Below are 17,454 nucleotides of genomic sequence, written 5' to 3'. Positions count from 1 at the left end.
CGCCGTCGCGACCGCCTCGCCGGGGTTTGGAGAACCGCATGAAAATCGCAGTCGCCGGCATGGGCTATGTCGGATTGTCGAACGCCGTGTTGTTGGCGCAAAGCCATCGCGTCGTCGTGCGCGATATTTCTCCTGAAAAGGTTAACATGCTGGCGGCGCGGCAGGCGCCCTTCGTCGATGCCGAACTGCAACATTGGCTCAACGAAAAGACCCTCGATCTCTCCGCCACGCTCGACCCGCGAGACGCCTTCGCCGGCGCCGATTACGTCATTGTCGCGACGCCGACCGACTACGACCCCGCGACCAATTATTTCGACACGTCCACCGTCGAATCGGCGATCCAGGACGTGCGCGCCGTCAATCCGACCGCGCTCATCGTCATCAAATCCACCATTCCCGTCGGCTTCACCCGGCGCATGCGCGAGCAGTTCCAGACCGACAACATCGTCTTTTCCCCGGAATTCCTCCGGGAGGGCCGCGCCCTTTACGACAATCTCCATCCCTCGCGCATCGTGGTCGGCGAGAGGTCGGAACGCGCCAACGCCTTCGCGCAAATGCTGAAGGCGTGCGCGGAGAAGCAGGACGTTTCCATCATCCTGACCGATCCCGACGAGGCCGAGGCGATCAAACTGTTCGCCAACACTTTTTTGGCCATGCGCGTGTCCTATTTCAACGAACTCGACACCTACGCCATGATGCGCAAGCTCGACACGCGGCAGATCATCGACGGCGTCTGCCTCGATCCGCGCATCGGCGGTCATTACAACAATCCCTCGTTCGGCTATGGCGGCTACTGCCTGCCCAAGGACACCAAGCAGCTTCTGGCCAATTACAGCGAAGTGCCGCAGACGCTGATCCGCGCCATCGTCGATTCCAACACCATGCGCAAGGATTTCATCGCCGAGGACATCGTCCGCCGCAATCCGACGGTTGTCGGGGTCTATCGCCTGATCATGAAAGCGGGCTCGGACAATTTCCGCAGTTCCAGCATCCAGGGCATCATGAAGCGGATCAAGGGCAAGGGCATCGAGGTGGTCATTTACGAGCCCATGCTGAAGCAGGAGGAATTCTTCCGCTCCCGCGTCATCCGCGACCTCGACGCCTTCAAGCAGGAAGCCGACCTGATCCTGTGCAACCGGAGAAGCCCGGCCCTGGCCGATGTCCCGCACAAGATCTACACGCGGGATCTGTTCGAATCCGATTGACGCGCCGGCTTCATACGGTTTTCGTGAGATCGCTACGCGATCCGCGAAAACATGATCGCGCGGAACGCCTTGGATCGCGGAGGCGGAATTCCGCGCGAACGGAATACCAAATCCGAATGGATCATTCGGATTTGGTATCACCCTTCCGCGTCGGCGATCGCCTGCAAGCCCGGGGCGTCGCGCACGGTGAGGCTTTGGCGCCCCGCTTCGACCAGTCCGAACGCCTCCCAGGCGCTGAGCGTGCGGCTGACCGTGTAAAGGGTCGAGGCCGTCATTTCGGCCAAATCCTGCCGCGACAGCGGGAAGTCGATCTTCACGCCCGCCTCGGACGGCCGCCCGGCCTGCCGGGCGAGGCGCAGCACCGCCCCGGCGATGCGCTGCTCCACCTTTTGCGTCGAAAGGTCGAGGATGCGCTGCTGCGAATCCTGTAGCCGCGCCCCCAGCGCCCGCATGGTGTTGACGGCCAGAGTCGGATGGCGCGCGATCATGCCGGCCCAGGCGGAATTCGGCCAGGCCAGCGCCAGCGAATCCACCGCCGCCTCGGCCGTTCCGGGATAGACCGGGCTCTGGATCGCCATGGCGACGCCGAACAAGTCGTCGGGATTGACGAAGCGCACCAATATTTGCTGGCCCTGCGCGTTGAGCCGCGTCACCCTGAGCCGCCCGTGCAGCAGCAGGAAGAATTTTTCCGCCGGCTCGCCCTGGCGAAAGGCGGCTTCGCCCTTGGGCAGGCGACAGGGCAGGGCGTGGGACAGCACGTCGTCGAGCGCCGCCGCGTCGAGCCCAGCGAAAGCCGGCGCGTCGGCGATCAGCGAACGGTCGATCTGGGGCAATCCGTCCTCCTTCCTTGTCGGCGCGCAAATTCCGCCCTTGTGCAAGGGTCTATCAGAGCAGACCTGTTGGACCAAGGGAGCCCGTCGTGAACGAGTCGAAACGCCCATCCTATCAAGGTCCGGCCGCGCTGAGTCTGGGCTTTCGCCCGTTCTTCCTCGCCGGCGCCGTCTGGGCCGTGGTCGCCGTGATCGTCTGGCTGCCGCAATTTTTTGGCGAACTCAGCCTCGCCGGCGCCTTGCAGCCGATGGACTGGCACGCCCATGAAACCGTGTTCGGCTATGGCGGCGCCGTCGTCACCGGCTTTTTGCTGACCGCCGTTCCCAACTGGACCGGCCGCCCGCCGCTCCAGGGCAAGCCGCTCGCCGCGCTCGTCCTGCTTTGGCTCGCCGGTCGCGCCGCTGTGCTGCTGTCGGCGCAACTCGGCTGGGCGGTTGCGGCGCTGATCGACTGCGCCTTTCTGGTCACGGTCTGCGGCGTGATCGGGCGCGAAATCGTCGCCGGGAACAACAATAAAAATTTCAAGGTGCTGATCTTCGTCGGCCTGCTCGCTTGCGCCAACATCGCCTTCCACATCGAGGCCCATGTCTCCGGCGACGCGGCGCACGGCCGCCGCTTCGGCGTCGCCGCGCTGGTCGCGCTGGTCATGCTGATCGGCGGGCGCGTGATCCCCAGCTTTACCCAAACATTTCTCGCGCGACGGGGGCAGGGGCGCTCGCCGCGAGCTTTTTCGCGCTTCGACGCGCTTTGCCTCGCGCTCTCCGTTCCGGCGCTCGCGGCATGGACGCTGTATCCCGAAAACCAATATGTCGGCCTCGCCCTGATCGCCGCCGGGCTGGTCAACGTGGCGCGTCTGGCGCGCTGGGCGGGCGAGCGGACCGGGGCGGAGCCCCTCGTCGCCATCCTTCATCTCGCTTACGCCTTCATTCCGCTGGGTTTTATCCTGACCGGCCTCGCCGCCTGCACCGGCGCGCTCCCGGTCAGCGCCGGCCTGCACGCCTGGGGCGTGGGCGCGATCGGCGCGATGACGCTGGCGGTCATGACCCGCGCCAGTCTCGGCCATACCGGCCGGCCTCTAAGCGCGGGGCGCGCGACTCAGGCGATTTACGCGGCGGTCGTGCTGGCGGCGCTGGCCCGTATCGCGGCGGCGCTTGCGCCGGCTTATGCTTTCGCCCTGCTGCATGTCGCGGCTCTGTGCTGGCTCGCCGCCTTTGGGGGATTCGTCCTGACCTATGCGGGCGCGCTGCTGCGCCCGCGATCATAAAAACTCAGCTATTGTTGTCCCAATCCCGCAGCATGCAGTGTTTGGCATAATCGAGCGATCCCACGAGATCGCGATGGCCGCCCGACCAGGCGAGCACCGTGGTCCCGTCCGCCTCCACACCGACTAGCGCCGCCTGGCGCAACCGGCCGGCCTTGGCGTTTTCCAGCCAGCGGGTCAGGGTGTCGATCACGTCCTCGACCGGTTCGGGGCCAGGAAAGTCTTCCCCGTTCAGTCTGACGACATTTGTGGACATTCTGGCGCTCCCGATGCACGCAACAAATTCGTGAACGGCGCGACCATACATCGTAAGCGCCCGAATTGGAATGTGAAAACGAGATGGTCTTGTGTAGTCCCGCTGAGAACGCTGTGCAATCAGCGGGCGGCAAGGCAAAGATCAAGCTCTTGTGCTTGGTTCAGGTCCTTGCCAGGACGCTCCATGCTTCAGCTTTGCCTTTCGCGCGCGCCGCTGATCGATGCGCCTGCGCGTCGTTTGTTGCCAAGCTCGCGCGCACGCTTATACGAGGCATGATTGCGGAGGGCGCGCCCGCACGCTAAAAAGGGCGCCAAGAGAGAAAGTCCGAGCCGCACCCTCACCAATCCGGGTCGACGGCGACAAGCAGGGCCGCAAGACCCAATTTGCGCAAGTTAATTGCATAATTGATCTTTGTCATGGTGTTGCCGTTCGGAATGCGACAGCTTGACGACGCGCTCCGCCCCCGATTACGAGGTAATCGAGGCGGTTGGGGTCACTACGACTTAAGTCGTGCGCCCTTATGTCGCAGATGAATTTGATCAAACACTGAATAGTAAAAAATCAACTGCGCGTGGCGTGCGTGTCGAGGACTAGGATGATGCTGAAGAAGATATTGGATACCCTGACGGGCGCCGCCGCCCGCGCCCCGGAGCAGGCCTCGGTGAAATACCCGGGCGTCCGCGACGCCGTGGACGGCAACACCGCCATCATCCATGTCGAGCGCGAGGCCTCCGACGCCGCCGGCGCCTATCCGATCACGCCCTCCACCCAGATGGGCGAGTATTGGGCCGAGGAAGCCGCCGCGGGCCATCTCAACGTCAGCGACCGCCCGCTCATTTTCGTCGAGCCGGAAAGCGAGCACGCGGCCGCCGCCGTGACCGCCGGCATGGCCATGACCGGCCTGCGCGCCACCAATTTCTCGTCGGGGCAGGGCATCGCCTTCATGCACGAGAGCCTGTACGCCACGGTGGGCAAGCGTCTGCCCTACGTGCTGAACATGGGCTGCCGCGCCATCACCAAGGCCAGCCTCAACGTCCACGCCGGCCATGACGATTATCATTGCGTCGATGACACCGGCTTTATTCAGGTGATGGCCAAGAACGCAACGGAAGCCGCCGACCTCAACCTGATCGCGCGAAGACTGGCGGAACTGTCGCTGACGCCGGCCATTGTCGGGCAGGACGGCTTCCTCACCACCCATCTGATCGAATCGGTGACGCTGCCCGAGCGCGCGCTGGTGGCCGAGTATCTGGGCAAGCCCGACGACCTCATCGACACGCCGACGCCGGCGCAGAAAATGCTCTATGGCCCGAAGCGCCGCCGCGTGCCCTCGATCTGGGACGTGGACGTGCCGATGGTCTCGGGTTCGGTGCAGAACCAGGACGCCTACATGCAGGCGGTGGCCGCGCAGCGCCCATATTTCTTCGACGAGGTGCGCCAACTCGCCGACACCTGCATGGACGAATACGCCGAACTTACCGGCCGCCGCTATTCGCGCCTGAGCAGCTACAGATGCGAAGACGCCGAATATGTGATCTTCGGCATGGGCAGCATGGTGGTTCAGGCGGAGGCCGTGGCCGATTACCTGCGCGCCACCCGGAGGCTTCGGGTCGGCGTGGTCAATCTTACCATGTTCCGGCCTTTCCCCGGCGATCTCGTCGGCGCGGTCTTGCGCGGCAAGAAGGGCGTCGCGGTGCTGGAACGCACGGATCAACCCTTGGCCGAGGATCTGCCGCTGATGCGCGAAGTGCGCGCGGCGCTGCAAAAGTGCCAGGAAAACGCCATGGAGGCGGCCTATGCCGGCGCGCCGCCGCATGTCGGCTATCCCTCGCTGTCGCCCAGCGACATGCCGCGCCTCTATTCGGGCTGCTATGGCCTGGGCTCGCGCGACTTGCAGCCCGAGGGGCTGATCGGCGCGGTCGAGAACATGCTGGCCATGGGGCCGAAGCGCAAATTCTTCTACTTGTCGGTGGATGTCGCCCGCGAACCCGATCATCCCAAGGACGAGTTGCACCAGCAGGCGTTCCAGGGGGCCTATCCGCAGGCCGCCAAAATGGTGGTGCACGGCAGCGAAAACCCCAATCTGATGCCGCCCGGCGCCATCACCGTGCGCATGCATTCGATCGGCGGCTGGGGCGCGATCACCACCGGCAAGAATCTGGCGATGACCCTGTTCGACCTGCTGAACTGGGAGATCAAGGCCAATCCGAAATATGGCTCGGAGAAGAAGGGCCAGCCCACCACCTATTACCTGTCGGCGGCGCCCGAGCCGATTCGCGTCAACAGCGAATATGTCCACCTCGACGTGGTGCTGTCGCCCGACCCGGCGGTGTTCGGTCACTCCAACCCGTTGACCGGGCTGAAGAAGGGCGGCGTGTTCATCATCCAGAGCAATCTGGGCGACGACACCTGGGCGGCGTTCCCGCGCTGGGCGCAGCAGCAGATCGTCGACAACGATCTGCGCGTCTACTATCTCGACGCTTTCAAGATCGCGCGCGAGGAGGCTGGCAGCCCCGAATTGCATTTGCGCATGCAGGGCAACGCCTTCCAGGGCGCGTTCTTCGCGGCCTCGCCGGTTTGCGACAACGCGGGGCTGTCGGAGCAAACCCTGTTCCGCGCCATCGAAAAGCAGCTCGACTCCAAGTTCGGCGGCAAGGGCGCCCGAGTCGTGCAGAACAATCTGACCGTAGTGAAGCGCGGCTACACGGAAATCCACGAGATCACCGAAAAGAAAGTGGGGGCGCCCGCGCAGGTCAGCGCAAAGAGCAGCCTGCCGATCATGCTCAAGGCCTGCCCCGCCGGCGACAAGAGCCTGCCGCCCGTCGCGGACATGCACCGCTTCTGGGAGCAGACCGGCCATTTCTACGCCACCGGCAAGGGCAACGACAATCTGCTCGACCCGTTCATCGGCGCCTCGCTGATTCCCGCCGCTTCCGGCATTTTCCGCGACATGACCGGCATCCGCTTCGAGCATCCGGAATGGGTCGCCGAAAACTGCACCGCCTGCGGCAAGTGCTACACGGTCTGCCCGGACAGCGCGATTCCCGGCCTCGTCAACAGCGTCAGCGAAGTCTTCAACACGGCGTTGTCCCGCGTCGAGCGCGCGGGGACGCCGACGAAATTCTTGCGCCGCGCGCTGCGTGGAGCTGAACGGAAGCTGCGCGCGCTGGTCGGCCCCAATGACGGCGTGGCCGTGCGCCCGCTGATCGACCAGGCCTTCGCGCAGGTGGTCGCCGACGCGCCGGCCGAGGAACGGGAGGCCACGGCGTCCGAGTTCGAACTGCTGAAGGCCGAACTGGGAACCTTCGCCTTCGCGGCCACGAAGCCCTATTGGAGCGGCAAGGAGAAGAAGGGCGGCGGCGGCGGCCTGTTCTCGATCACGGTCAATCCGCTGACCTGCAAGGCCTGCGCGCTCTGCGTCGACGTCTGCGACGACAAGGCGTTGAAGATGGTGACGCAAACCGAAGACTCCATCGCCACTTTGCGCCGCGACTGGAATCTCTGGCTCGACCTGCCGACCACCGGCAAGGAATTCAGCCGCATCGACAGCCTGGACGAGAAGGTCGGCGCGCTCGACACGCTGCTGCTCGACAAAACCAATTACAACGCCATGACCTGCGGCGACGGCGCCTGCCTCGGCTGCGGCGAAAAGACCGCGATCCACCTGTTCACCAGCACGGTTTCCGCGCTGATGCAGCCCCGCGTGAAAGCGTTTGTCGGCAAGCTCGACAGCCTGATCCAGAACCTTGAGCAGCACATAAGGTTGAGTCTGGCGCAGGCGGTGGACCTGTCGGACGCCGGCGCCGTGGCGCGCGCGGTGGATTCGTCCGCGCCGCACGACCTCACCTTGTCCGCGCTGGCCTCGAAACTCAATGACGGCAAGCCCTCGCAACCGCTCGACGCCAACTGGGTCAAGCGCGGCGCGCAACTGCTCGAATCGTTGAAGGACCTGCGCTGGCGCTATGTCGAAGGGCCGACGCGCCGGGGCCGCGCCACAATGGGCATGGTGAATTCCACCGGCTGCACCTCGGTGTGGGCCAGCACCTACCCCTATCATCCCTATCCCTTCCCCTGGACCTCGCATCTGTTCCAGGACTCGCCGTCGGTGGCGATGGGCCTGTTCGAGGGCCACATGGCCAAGATGGCCGAGGGCTTCAAGATCGTGCGCATGGCCGAGATGGAGCTGAAGGGCGCCTTCGTCGAGGAGCGCGACCGCGACTTCTTCAACCGCTTCACTTACGAGCACTTTTCCGACGAGGAATGGCTGCTCTGCCCGCCGGTGGTCAGCGTCGGCGGCGACGGGGCGATGTACGACATCGGCTTCCAGAACCTGTCGCGCATGATGATGGCCGGCAAGCCGATCAAGGTGCTGGTGGTGGACACGCAAGTCTATTCCAACACCGGCGGTCAGGCCTGCACCTCCGGCTTCGTCAGCCAGGTGTCGGACATGGCGCCCTATGGTTCGGCGCGCCACGGCAAGACCGAAATCAGAAAAGAGATCAGCATCATCGGCATGGCCCATCGCAGCACTTTCATGCTGCAAAGCACGGTCGCCCATGTCTCGCATCTGCTGGAAGGCTATATCGACGGCCTCAACTCGCGCCGTCCCGCCGTGTTCAATATTTATTCGGTGTGCCCGCCCGAACATGGCGTGGGCGACGACCGCACGGTGGCGCAGAGCAAGCTGGCGGTCGAAAGCCGCGCCTATCCGCTGTTCCGCTACGATCCCGACGCGGGCGTGGAATTCTCCGCCTGCGCCAGTCTCGAAGGCAATCCCGCCGTTGACGCCGACTGGCCGAGCTATCAACTGGAATATCTCGACGAGAAGGGCGAAAAGGCGCGCCTCGACCTGCCGGTGACCTTCGCCGATTTCGCGGCGACGGAAGCGCGCTTCAGCAAGCATTTCCGCAAGGCGCCGCGCGAGACCTGGAATGACTCCATGATTCCGCTGGCGGAATTGCTGGATCTGCCCGGCGACGAGCGCGTCGGACGCTTCCCCTACATCTGGGCGACCGACGCCAAGGGCCGTCTTATGAGGCTGATCGTGGCCGAGGAATTGGTCAGGTCATGCGAGGAGCGCCAGCAGTTCTGGCGCCAGCTCAAGGACATCGTGGCCCAACCGGTCGATGTGGCCGCGATCGAGTCGCGCGTGCGCGCCGAGGTCGAGGAGGGCTTCGCCGCCGCGGCGATCGAAGCCGCGCCCGCGCCTGCCGAACCGGCGGCCCCGGTTGCTTCGGCTCCGGCCGCCTTGGCTGCGGTTGTCGCCCCGGCGACTCCGGCTCCGACCCCATCGACGCTGGCCGGATTGGCCGCCGCGCTCGCCGCGGCGCCGTCGCCGGTGGCGGCGCCTTTGGCCCCTGAACCGAAACCCGCCGCCGCCCCGGCGTCGGTCCAGGCGAGCGTTGCGGCGCCCGCCAAGCCGGCCGAACCTGCGGCCGCCGCGCCCGCTCCGGTCAAGCCGGCCAAGGCCGCCAAGGCCGAGGCCGCGCCCGCTGGCGCGGTCGCCCTGCCGGACTACGAGCCGGTCTGGGTGGACTCGCCCGACTGCACCGCCTGCGGCGAGTGCATCGACCAGGCGCCGAACGTGTTCGTCTACAATGCCTCCAAGCAGGTCACGGTGAAGGACCCCAAGGGGAACAAGTTCAGCGACATCGTGAAAAGCGCGGAAAAATGTCCGGCCGAGTGCCTGCATCCCGGCATGCCGTGGGAGCAGGAGCCGAAGCTGGAAAGGTTGATCACGCGCGCGAAGAAGTACAATTGAGATGGCGATGAAGCTTTTCACCTTTCTTCGCGGCGAGGCTTTCGCCCGCGGCATTCACCCGCCGCAGCACAAGGACACGGCGGAAATGCCGATCACGCGGGTGCCGTTCGCGCCCCGCCTGATCGTGCCGCTGTCGCAAAATGTCGGCCGCCCCGCCAAGGCGGTCGTCAAGGTCGGCCAGGAGGTCGTGCGCGGCCAACCCTTGGCCGAGGCGGATGGATTCGTGTCCGTGCCGCACCACGCGCCCGTGAGCGGCGTGGTCGAGGCGATCCGCCTCAACCCGACCTCCAGCGGCCCGTGGACCGAATCGGTCATCATCAAGTCGCACGCCGGTTCGACGCAAGCCGTGGAATGGGAGGAGCCGCAAGACCTCTCGGCGCTGGATGCCGCCGGGGTGATCGCTGCGGTGCAGCGCACCGGCATCGTCGGCCTGGGCGGCGGCATTTTCCCCACCCACGCCAAACTGCGCGTGCCAAAGGAATTTCCGGTCGATACGCTGGTGGTCAACGGCTGCGAATGCGAGCCCTATCTCACCAGCGACCATCGCATCATGCTGGAGCGCGCGAGCGACATCATGAAGGGCGTCGCGCTGTCGCGGCGCCTGCTGGGCAATCCTCGCGCCATCATCGGGGTCGAGGACAACAAGCTCGACGCCATCGAGGCGTTGCGCGCCGCTTTGCCCGAAAGCGGCGAGGTGACGGTCGAGGCCGTGCCGACCAAATATCCGCAGGGCGCCGGCGAAATGCTGATCAAGACCCTGCTGAACCGAGAGGTTCCGCCGGACGCGCGCTCCTATTCGGTCGGCGCCTATGTGCAGAATGTCGCGACGCTCGCCTATATGGGCGCGCTGGCGCCGCGCGGACGTGGTTTCATCGAGCGCGTCATCACGGTCGCCGGCACGGCGGTCGAGCGGCCCGGCAATTATCTCGTGCCGATGGGCACGCCGCTGCGTTTCCTGCTCGATTACGTCGGCGCGCCGCAGGAAGCCATCGAGGTGATTTACGGCGGCCCGATGATGGGGCAGGCGGTGGCCTGTCTCGACGCGCCGATCACCAAGGGCGTCTCGGGCATCCTCGTTTTCCGCGCCCGCGACCTCACGGCGCCGCCGACGCGCAAAAGCTTCCCGTGCATCAAGTGCGGCAAGTGCATCGAAAGCTGCCCGATGGGCCTGAACCCGTCCACCCTGGGCATGCTGGCCGCCAAGCGCCAGTATGAACCCATGGCGGACACCTATCGACTCGGCGCCTGCTTCGAATGCGGCACCTGTAGCTATGTCTGCCCGGCGAACATTCCGCTGGTGCAGCAATTCCGCGTGGCCAAACAGGTGCTGCGCGGCTCGGAGAAGGCGGCATGACGGTTGAAATTCGCTCCGCGCCCCACATCAAGGACGACAATGGCGTGGTCAAGATCATGCGCAATGTCGTGTGGTCGCTGCTGCCGATCTGCGGCTTCTATGTCTGGCAATATGGCCTGTCCGCCTTGGCTTCGCTGGTCGTCGTCACGGCCTCGTGCCTGGCGGCCGAGGAGTTCTTCCTGCGGCTTGGCCGGCAATCGGGCGATCTCGGCGACTGGTCGGCCACCATCACCGGCCTGTTGCTGGCGCTGACGCTGCCGGCGGGCTTCCCGCTGTGGATGGGCGCGGTGGCCGGCTTCGTCGCCATCGGTCTGGGCAAGGCGATCTTTGGCGGCATCGGCCATAATCTGTTCAATCCGGCGCTGGTTGGGCGTGGTTTCGTGCAGGCGGCGTTCCCGACCGCCATCGCCACCTACACCCCCTCGTTCCTGCCCGCCCGCTTCAGCGAGTTCATTCCCTCAAGTCTCGCGCTGCCGTTCATGACCCCGGCCGACACGGCGACCTGGGTGGCGGGCTTGAACATCGACGGCGTGAGCGGCGCGACTCCGCTGGCGCGCTGGAAATTCGAGGGCGTGATCGCCAGCAATTGGGATCTGCTGACCTCGATTTCCGGGCATCTCGCGGTCGGTCCCTCGCCGCTGCTGATCCTGCTGTGCGGCGCCTATCTGGCGTTACGCGGCTATCTCGACTGGCGGATTCCCGCCGCCGTGCTCGGCAGCGCCGCGCTGCTGGCCGCCGCGCTCTATCCGCTCAACCCCGAGCATTATCCTGAACCGGGCTTCGTGCTGTTCTCGGGCGGCCTGATGCTGGGCGCGGTCTATATGGCGACGGACATGGTGACCTCGCCGGTCACGCCCCTGGGCATGTGGCTCTATGGCGTGCTGATCGGCGCGCTCACCGTGGTCATCCGCTATTCCGGCGGCTTGCCGGAGGGCGTGATGTACGCCATCCTGATCGGCAACGCCGCCACGCCGATGATCGAGCGCATCACCCAGCCGAAAGCTTTTGGCACGGCCCCGACCAAGGAGACGAGAGCGTGAGCGCGCCGGACAAGACTTCGCCGCAAGAGACGCCAGCGACCGACGCGCTGGTCCACGCGACGCCGACCTTCACCCTGCTGCGCGCGCTCAGCGTCGTTTCCGCCGTCTGCGGCCTGATCATCGTGGCGAGCTATCTGCTGACGCTCGACCGCGCCAAGGACAACCGCCGGTTGGCCTCCGAGCGCGCGGTGTTGAAAGTGCTGCCGGGCGCCAGCGCCATAAAACCCTGGCTGGCGCTCGCCAGCGGCGACGTGGTTCCGGCCGGCGAGGGCGATCCGCCGCCCGGCGCGGTGCGCTTCTACGCCGCCTATAATGACAAGGGCGGCCTCGACGGCATAGCGGCCGAAGGCGCGGCCAAAGGCTATGCCGACATGGTGCGCGTGATGTTCGGCTATCGCAAGGCCTGCCAGTGCATCGTCGGCATCGGCGTCGTCTCCATGCGCGAGACGCCCGGCATCGGCGACAAGATTCTCACCGACAAGGACTTCCAGGCCAATTTCAAGGCGCTGGACGTCAAGCTCAACGATGAGCTTTCCGCGCTGGCCAATGAGGTCAAGGTGGTCAAGCACGGGACCAAGGCGCAGGCCTGGCAGATCGACGCGATCTCTGGCTCCACCGTCACCTCGCGCGCCGTGGGCAAAGGCATCAACGAGGCGGCGCAACAGCTGCTGCCGCGCCTCGTTCCCAAACTCGACCGATTGGAGAAGCCATGAGCGAGTCATCCTCACTGTTGGCCCCGCCCAGCACCTGGGAGGAGTTCACGGAAGGGTTGTGGAAGCGCAACCCGGTGTTCGTCATGGTGCTCGGCATGTGCCCGACGCTGGCCGTCACCGTCTCGGCGGTCAACTCGATCTCGATGGGCATCGCCACCACTTTCGTGCTGTCGGCCTCGTGCTTCCTGGTGTCGGCCATGCGCAAGATGATCCCGAAGGAGGTGCGCATCGCCACCTTTATCGTGATCATCGCCACCTTCGTCACCGTGGTCGATTATGCGGTGCAGGCCATCAGCCTCGATCTCTACGAGGCGCTCGGCGCCTATATCCAGTTGATCGTGGCCAATTGCCTCGTGCTCGGCCGCGCCGAAGCCCATGCGGCGCGGACGCCGCCGCTTGCCGCGACGATGAACGCCATCGGCATGGGGCTCGGCTTCACGCTGAGTCTGGTCATGATCGGCGGCGTGCGCGAGATTCTCGGCGCCGGCGCCTTCTTCGGCATCCCGCTGTTCGGCCCGCATTTCCAGCCCTGGGTGGTGATGGTTCTTCCGCCCGGCGGCTTCTTCGTGATGGCTGGCTGGCTGCTGCTGTTCTCCATCGTGCGTCGCCGCGCGCAAATGCGCGCCAACGCGCAGGAAGCCGCCAACCGGGCGGCGGCCGAAACTTCAGGAGCCTGTCATGGCGCGTGAATCCCTCGCCCAGATCCTGCTCACCACCATCCTCTCCGGCAATTTCGTGCTGGCGATGTTCTTGGGCATGTGTCCGTTCCTCGGCGTCACGCACAGCGTGTCCGTCGCCTTCCCCTTGGGCCTCGCCACCACATTCGTGATCGTGATCGCCTCGCTGAGCGCCTATCTGCTCAACTGGGTGTTGGGGCTGGCGCATCTCGAATTCCTGCGGCTGATCTGCTATATCGTGGTGATCGCCTCGGCGGTGCAGCTTGTCGAAATGTACGTCAAGAAGCACTATCCGCCGCTGTTTCGGGCTCTGGGCATCTATCTGCCGCTGATCACCACCAATTGCGCGGTGTTGGGCGTCGCTTTGTTCCAGACGGCGCGCGATTATGACTTCATGCAGTCGATCACCTTCGCGATCGGGGGCGGCGTCGGCTTCACCCTGGCGCTGACCCTGTTGGCCAGCGTGCGCGAGCGCGTCCAACTCTCGGACGTGCCGGAGGCCGTGCAGGGCACGGTGCTGGTGCTGATGCTGGCGGGCGTGCTGTCGCTCGCCTTCATGGGCTTCGCCGGCTTGGGAGGCTGACCATGATCGTGTCGCTTATCGCCGCTTTCGTCCTGCTGCTGGCGCTGATGCTGGGGTGGATCGAGGTGCAGCGCATGGCCCGCCACGTGGCCGCGCAGCATCCCGAGGCCGGCCCGCTGCGGCTGGTCGGCGGCGGCTGCGGCGGCCAGGGGCATGGGTCGGAAGCGCCCGCGCCCGCGGTCAGCCCGAAGCGGCCCGTCGCGGCGAAGCCCGAGGGTTGCGAGGCCTGCACCAACACGGCCTGCAAGCCGGGCTCGGCGGCGGCGCCTGAGTCGTGCCCACCCCTTTCCCACTGAGAGGCCTCCATGTCCTGGTCAGAAATTTCGAACGAGAATAGGGCCTGGGTGGCGACCCTGGTCGCCAGCGCGCGCATTACCGCGCCCAAATCGCCCGAGGATGTGCGGCGCCTGCGTTTCCTGGTGGATCCCGGCTTCGACGGCCGCATCGGCCAGTGCCTGCTGGTGCGCGCGCCCGGCCAGTTCGGCCAGCGCTTTCACGAGCGGCTTTATTCGATCGCCGATCTTGAGCAGACCGGCGACAACAAGGTCGCCTTCGAGTTGCTGGTGCGGCGCTGCCATGTGATCGACGATTTCAACGGCGAGCGCTACGACGGAGTGGCGTCCAATTACCTCTGCGACATGCCCCTCGGCGGCCAGATGAGTTTTAGCGGGCCGGTGGGCCATCCGTTCCCGATCCCCGAGGATCGCGAGGCCGGGCTGCTGATGATCGGCATGGGCACGGGCATCGCGCCGTTCCGCGGTCTGGTGCGCCGCATCTATGACGAACTCGGCGGTTGGAAGGGTCCGGTGCGGCTGTTCCACGGCGCGCGCAGCGGCCTGGAAATGCTGTACCAGAACGACGAGAACGCCGATCTCGGCCTGTATTACGACCAGCCGACTTTCAAAGCCTTCGCCGCCGTCAGCCCGCGCCCGCATTTCGACGAGCCGCCCGCGCTGGACCAGGCGCTGCTGGAAAACGCCGGCGAGGTCTGGGAGATGCTTCAGGACGACCGCACCCATGTCTTCATCGCCGGTCCGGAATCGCTGACGCCCATGCTGGAAAAGGCGTTGGCGAAGGTGGTCGGCTCGCCCGAGACCTGGAAGGCGCGCCGCGCGAAATTGCAGGCCGGCGGCCGCTGGCACGACGTGCTCTACTGAGCCGAACACAGGAAAGTCCCATGATGAATCGCCGCAAGATGATCTGGTCCTCCCTGGGCCTCGGTTCGGTCGCCGCCCTGGCCGGATTCGGCGCGGTCGCGTCGGTCGCCCACGCCCGAGACCTGAAACCCTATACCCTCTCCGGCCGCGCGCTCGGAACCAAGGTGTCGCTGCTGGTGCTGCATACCGACGCCGACAAGGCGCAAGCCGCGCTGGCCGACGCGCTGGCGGAGGTTCAGGGCGTGGACGCGGTGATGACGCTCTATCACGACAGCCAGCTGGTCGCGCTCAACCGCGATGGCGAACTGTTTCGGCCCGACGCGCGGCTGCTCGAAGTGTTGCGCTATTCCCAGGAGTTGGCCGACCGCACCAACGGCGCCTTCGACGTGACGGTGCAGCCGCTTTGGGACGCTTTTGTGCAGGCCAAGGCGCAGGGCGGCCTGCCCACGGATGAAACGGTTCGCAATGCTGGCGCGCGGGTGGGTTGGCGCGATCTCGACGTGTCCGACGAAGCCGTGCGGCTGCGCCGTCCGGGCATGGCGGTCACGCTCAACGGCGTGGCGCAGGGCTATGCCGCCGACCGCGCCCTGAGCGCGGTGCGCCGCCACGGCATCGAGCACGCGCTGATCGACGCCGGCGAATTCGACACGCTCGGCCGCAAGCAGCAGGAAAAACCCTGGGTGCTCGGCGTTCAGAACCCGCGCAATGCCGAGGCGCTGTCGGCGCGGCTGGCCGTGGACGGCCGCGCGCTGGCGACTTCGGGCGATTACGAGACGTATTTCACGCCCGATTTCGTCAATCACCACATTTTCGATCCGGCTACCGGCCATTCGCCCACGGAACTGGCGAGCACGTCGGTGCTGGCGCCGACCGCGTTGCAGGCCGATGGCCTGTCCACCGCCTTCATGGTTTTGGGCGCGGAACGCGCGTTGGCCTTGGCCGCGACGCTTCCGGGCGTGGACGCGCTGCTGATCGGCAAGAACGGCCAGACCTGGCAAACGCCCGGCCTGCCGGCGCTGACGGCCTGAGCCAGAAGGGGACAAGTTCGTGGAGCAGTTTGGGCAGTTAGGCGTTGTCGGCATGGCCGGCGTCTTCATGGCCGGTCTCGGCGGTTTGCTGGCGCTGATGCTGGCTTTGGCGAACCGAAAACTGTTCGTCTACGAGGATCCGCGCATTGAGGAAGTGGACGGGCTGCTGCCCAAGAGCAATTGCGGCGCCTGCGGCCTTGCCGGCTGCCATGATTTCGCGGAAAAGCTGGTCCTGGGCGAAGTGGTTGCGGCGAAATGCACCGTGAGCAGTCCGGCGCAGATCGCGGCCATCGCCGGTTATCTCGGCGTCGAGGCCGGCGCGGTGGACAGGCGCGTGGCGCGGCTGGCCTGCGCCGGCGGCCGTCACGTCGCCTTTTTGCGCGCGAAATATGTCGGACTCTCCACCTGTCGCGGGGCGGCCGTGGTCAGCGGCGGCGGCAAGGAATGCGGCTGGGGCTGCCTGGGGCTGGGCGATTGCGTCTCGGTGTGCCTGCAAGGCGCCATCACGCTCGACGAACACGGCCTGCCGGTGGTGGACCAGGACAAATGCACCGCCTGCAACGATTGCGTCACCGCGTGTCCGAAAAAGCTGTTCTCGCTGGGATTGGTCAAGGACCGGCTGTTTGTGGCCTGCAAGAGCCGGGCGGAGGGCGACCTCGCCGAGGCGGCTTGCGAAGTGGCCTGCACCGCCTGCGGCAAGTGCGTCGCCGACGCCCCTCCAGGGCTCATCACCGTGCGGGATAATCTCGCGGAGATCGACATCGCCCGCTTCAGCGAGGCTCGCCGCGAGGTGATCGACCGCTGCGCCACCGGCGCCATCGTCTGGTTCGACGATGCGGGCGTGCCGCAACGCGGCGCGGCGGCCAGGAAAATCCTGCGCAAGGACGCCCTGCCGCTGCGCTCGGGCGAGTCCGCCTGAATTTTACGCCGTCACGCGCCCCCGCGTGGCGGCGAGCCAATCCTTCGCCCGCCGCTCCGGGTCGGGAGCGCGCGTCACGTCGCTGATCACAGCGACGCAATCGGCGCCGGCGGCGAAAACCGCTCCCGCGTCTTCGAGCTTGACGCCGCCGATGGCGATGAGCGGGCGGCCCCGCAGCCGCTGGCGCCAGACGCCGAGCCGGGCCAGACCCTGCGGCGCCCGCTCGAACGTCTTTGACGTCGTCGCGAAGATCGGCTGCAACGCGACGCCATCGGCGCCGAGCGCCAGCGCCCGTTCGAGGTCGTCCTCGGTCTCGGTCGAGACGTCGAACCCCAGGCCGGCGGCGCGGATCGCGGCGAGGTCGGCGGTTCGCAGATCGTCCTGACCGAGATGGACGTGGGCGCAGCCGAGATCAATGGCGAGGCGCCAATGGTCGTTGACCACGAAACGCGCCCCGGCCCGCGCGCAAAGATCGCGCGAGCGCGAAATCTCGCGGCGGAGATCCGCCTCGCTCGCGCTCTTGATGCGCAACTGGATCAGTTTTATGCCGCAGGCCAGCATGCGTTCGACCCAGGCCGAATTTTCGAGAACGAGATAAAGCGGGTCGCGCGTCATGCGCCGGCTGTAGCGACGACGCGCATCGAGAACAAGAGAAATCGGACAAGAGCC

General features: G+C 65.9%; 15 protein-coding genes. 12 read left to right on the top strand and 3 right to left on the bottom strand.

Annotated elements, in window-relative coordinates:
• Positions 1–38 precede the first annotated feature (38 nt).
• Complete coding sequence (locus tag CCR94_RS05055; RefSeq protein ID WP_104506783.1) at positions 39–1,205, top strand: nucleotide sugar dehydrogenase; 1,167 nt, start codon at positions 39–41, stop codon at positions 1,203–1,205.
• Positions 1,206–1,342: 137 nt separating this feature from the next.
• On the opposite strand, the gene CCR94_RS05050 is transcribed toward CCR94_RS05055, so the two are convergent.
• Positions 1,343–2,038, bottom strand: a complete 696-nt coding sequence (locus tag CCR94_RS05050; protein WP_244593944.1) for a Crp/Fnr family transcriptional regulator — start codon at positions 2,036–2,038, stop codon at positions 1,343–1,345.
• A gap of 86 nt (positions 2,039–2,124) precedes the next feature.
• On the opposite strand from CCR94_RS05050, the gene CCR94_RS05045 reads away from it, so the two are divergent.
• A complete protein-coding gene (locus tag CCR94_RS05045) occupies positions 2,125–3,300 on the top strand; it encodes an NnrS family protein (RefSeq protein WP_104506781.1) in 1,176 nt (391 codons plus the stop codon).
• 4 nt (positions 3,301–3,304) lie between these two features.
• Here the strand turns inward: CCR94_RS05045 and CCR94_RS05040 are convergent, their stop codons facing one another.
• The gene (locus CCR94_RS05040; protein WP_104506780.1) at positions 3,305–3,553 is read right to left on the bottom strand and encodes a hypothetical protein; all 249 of its coding nucleotides are present in this window, start codon (positions 3,551–3,553) and stop codon (positions 3,305–3,307) included.
• A gap of 598 nt (positions 3,554–4,151) precedes the next feature.
• Here CCR94_RS05040 and CCR94_RS05030 point away from each other — a divergent pair.
• Genes CCR94_RS05030 through CCR94_RS04985 form a run of 10 tightly spaced genes read left to right on the top strand, consistent with a single transcriptional unit; the run spans position 4,152 to position 16,785 of the window.
• Positions 4,152–9,314, top strand: a complete 5,163-nt coding sequence (locus CCR94_RS05030) for a 2-oxoacid:acceptor oxidoreductase family protein (RefSeq protein WP_104506849.1) — start codon at positions 4,152–4,154, stop codon at positions 9,312–9,314.
• A 7-nt stretch (positions 9,315–9,321) separates the two neighbouring features.
• Entirely contained in the window at positions 9,322–10,668 is a 1,347-nt protein-coding gene (gene rsxC, locus CCR94_RS05025) for an electron transport complex subunit RsxC (protein WP_104506848.1), read from the top strand.
• A complete protein-coding gene (locus CCR94_RS05020; RefSeq protein WP_104506778.1) occupies positions 10,665–11,708 on the top strand; it encodes an RnfABCDGE type electron transport complex subunit D in 1,044 nt (347 codons plus the stop codon). The genes rsxC and CCR94_RS05020 overlap by 4 nt, the downstream gene beginning before the upstream one ends.
• Positions 11,705–12,421, top strand: a complete 717-nt coding sequence (locus CCR94_RS05015; protein WP_206605779.1) for an RnfABCDGE type electron transport complex subunit G — start codon at positions 11,705–11,707, stop codon at positions 12,419–12,421. Before CCR94_RS05020 ends, CCR94_RS05015 begins: the two co-directional genes overlap by 4 nt.
• Entirely contained in the window at positions 12,418–13,110 is a 693-nt protein-coding gene (gene rsxE / locus CCR94_RS05010) for an electron transport complex subunit RsxE (RefSeq protein ID WP_104506777.1), read from the top strand. The genes CCR94_RS05015 and rsxE overlap by 4 nt, the downstream gene beginning before the upstream one ends.
• Entirely contained in the window at positions 13,100–13,681 is a 582-nt protein-coding gene (locus tag CCR94_RS05005; protein ID WP_104506776.1) for an electron transport complex protein RnfA, read from the top strand. Before rsxE ends, CCR94_RS05005 begins: the two co-directional genes overlap by 11 nt.
• Positions 13,682–13,683: 2 nt before the next feature.
• A complete protein-coding gene (locus CCR94_RS05000; RefSeq protein WP_184421489.1) occupies positions 13,684–13,977 on the top strand; it encodes a hypothetical protein in 294 nt (97 codons plus the stop codon).
• Between the two features lie 9 nt (positions 13,978–13,986).
• Positions 13,987–14,838: an FAD-binding oxidoreductase gene (locus tag CCR94_RS04995; protein ID WP_104506775.1), complete on the top strand. Its 852-nt coding sequence runs from the start codon at positions 13,987–13,989 to the stop codon at positions 14,836–14,838.
• Between the two features lie 20 nt (positions 14,839–14,858).
• The gene (locus CCR94_RS04990; protein WP_206605778.1) at positions 14,859–15,866 is read left to right on the top strand and encodes an FAD:protein FMN transferase; all 1,008 of its coding nucleotides are present in this window, start codon (positions 14,859–14,861) and stop codon (positions 15,864–15,866) included.
• Between the two features lie 52 nt (positions 15,867–15,918).
• Positions 15,919–16,785 carry a (Fe-S)-binding protein gene (locus CCR94_RS04985; protein WP_206605777.1) on the top strand — a complete coding sequence of 289 codons (867 nt, stop codon included), beginning with the start codon at positions 15,919–15,921 and terminating at the stop codon, positions 16,783–16,785.
• Between the two features lie 3 nt (positions 16,786–16,788).
• Here CCR94_RS04985 and CCR94_RS04980 read toward each other — a convergent pair whose 3' ends face one another.
• The gene (locus CCR94_RS04980) at positions 16,789–17,400 is read right to left on the bottom strand and encodes a thiamine phosphate synthase (protein WP_104506774.1); all 612 of its coding nucleotides are present in this window, start codon (positions 17,398–17,400) and stop codon (positions 16,789–16,791) included.
• Positions 17,401–17,454 lie beyond the last annotated feature (54 nt).

The sequence above is a fragment of the Rhodoblastus sphagnicola genome, from assembly GCF_002937075.1.
GTDB lineage: Bacteria > Pseudomonadota > Alphaproteobacteria > Rhizobiales > Beijerinckiaceae > Rhodoblastus > Rhodoblastus sphagnicola.
Note: the sequence above shows the minus strand (reverse complement) of the source record. Positions and strands in the feature narration are given on the sequence as shown.

Excerpts from the sequence above, each read along its gene's own strand:
- CCR94_RS05055 (WP_104506783.1), top strand. The coding sequence starts at position 39 with ATGAAAATCGCAGTCGCCGGCATGGGCTATGTCGGATTGTCGAACGCC.
- CCR94_RS05040 (WP_104506780.1), bottom strand. The coding sequence starts at position 3,553 with ATGTCCACAAATGTCGTCAGACTGAACGGGGAAGACTTTCCTGGCCCC.
- CCR94_RS05030 (WP_104506849.1), top strand. The coding sequence starts at position 4,152 with ATGCTGAAGAAGATATTGGATACCCTGACGGGCGCCGCCGCCCGCGCC.
- rsxC (WP_104506848.1), top strand. The coding sequence starts at position 9,322 with ATGAAGCTTTTCACCTTTCTTCGCGGCGAGGCTTTCGCCCGCGGCATT.
- CCR94_RS05020 (WP_104506778.1), top strand. The coding sequence starts at position 10,665 with ATGACGGTTGAAATTCGCTCCGCGCCCCACATCAAGGACGACAATGGC.
- rsxE (WP_104506777.1), top strand. The coding sequence starts at position 12,418 with ATGAGCGAGTCATCCTCACTGTTGGCCCCGCCCAGCACCTGGGAGGAG.
- CCR94_RS05005 (WP_104506776.1), top strand. The coding sequence starts at position 13,100 with ATGGCGCGTGAATCCCTCGCCCAGATCCTGCTCACCACCATCCTCTCC.
- CCR94_RS05000 (WP_184421489.1), top strand. The coding sequence starts at position 13,684 with ATGATCGTGTCGCTTATCGCCGCTTTCGTCCTGCTGCTGGCGCTGATG.
- CCR94_RS04995 (WP_104506775.1), top strand. The coding sequence starts at position 13,987 with ATGTCCTGGTCAGAAATTTCGAACGAGAATAGGGCCTGGGTGGCGACC.
- CCR94_RS04990 (WP_206605778.1), top strand. The coding sequence starts at position 14,859 with ATGATGAATCGCCGCAAGATGATCTGGTCCTCCCTGGGCCTCGGTTCG.
- CCR94_RS04985 (WP_206605777.1), top strand. The coding sequence starts at position 15,919 with ATGGCCGGCGTCTTCATGGCCGGTCTCGGCGGTTTGCTGGCGCTGATG.
- CCR94_RS04980 (WP_104506774.1), bottom strand. The coding sequence starts at position 17,400 with ATGACGCGCGACCCGCTTTATCTCGTTCTCGAAAATTCGGCCTGGGTC.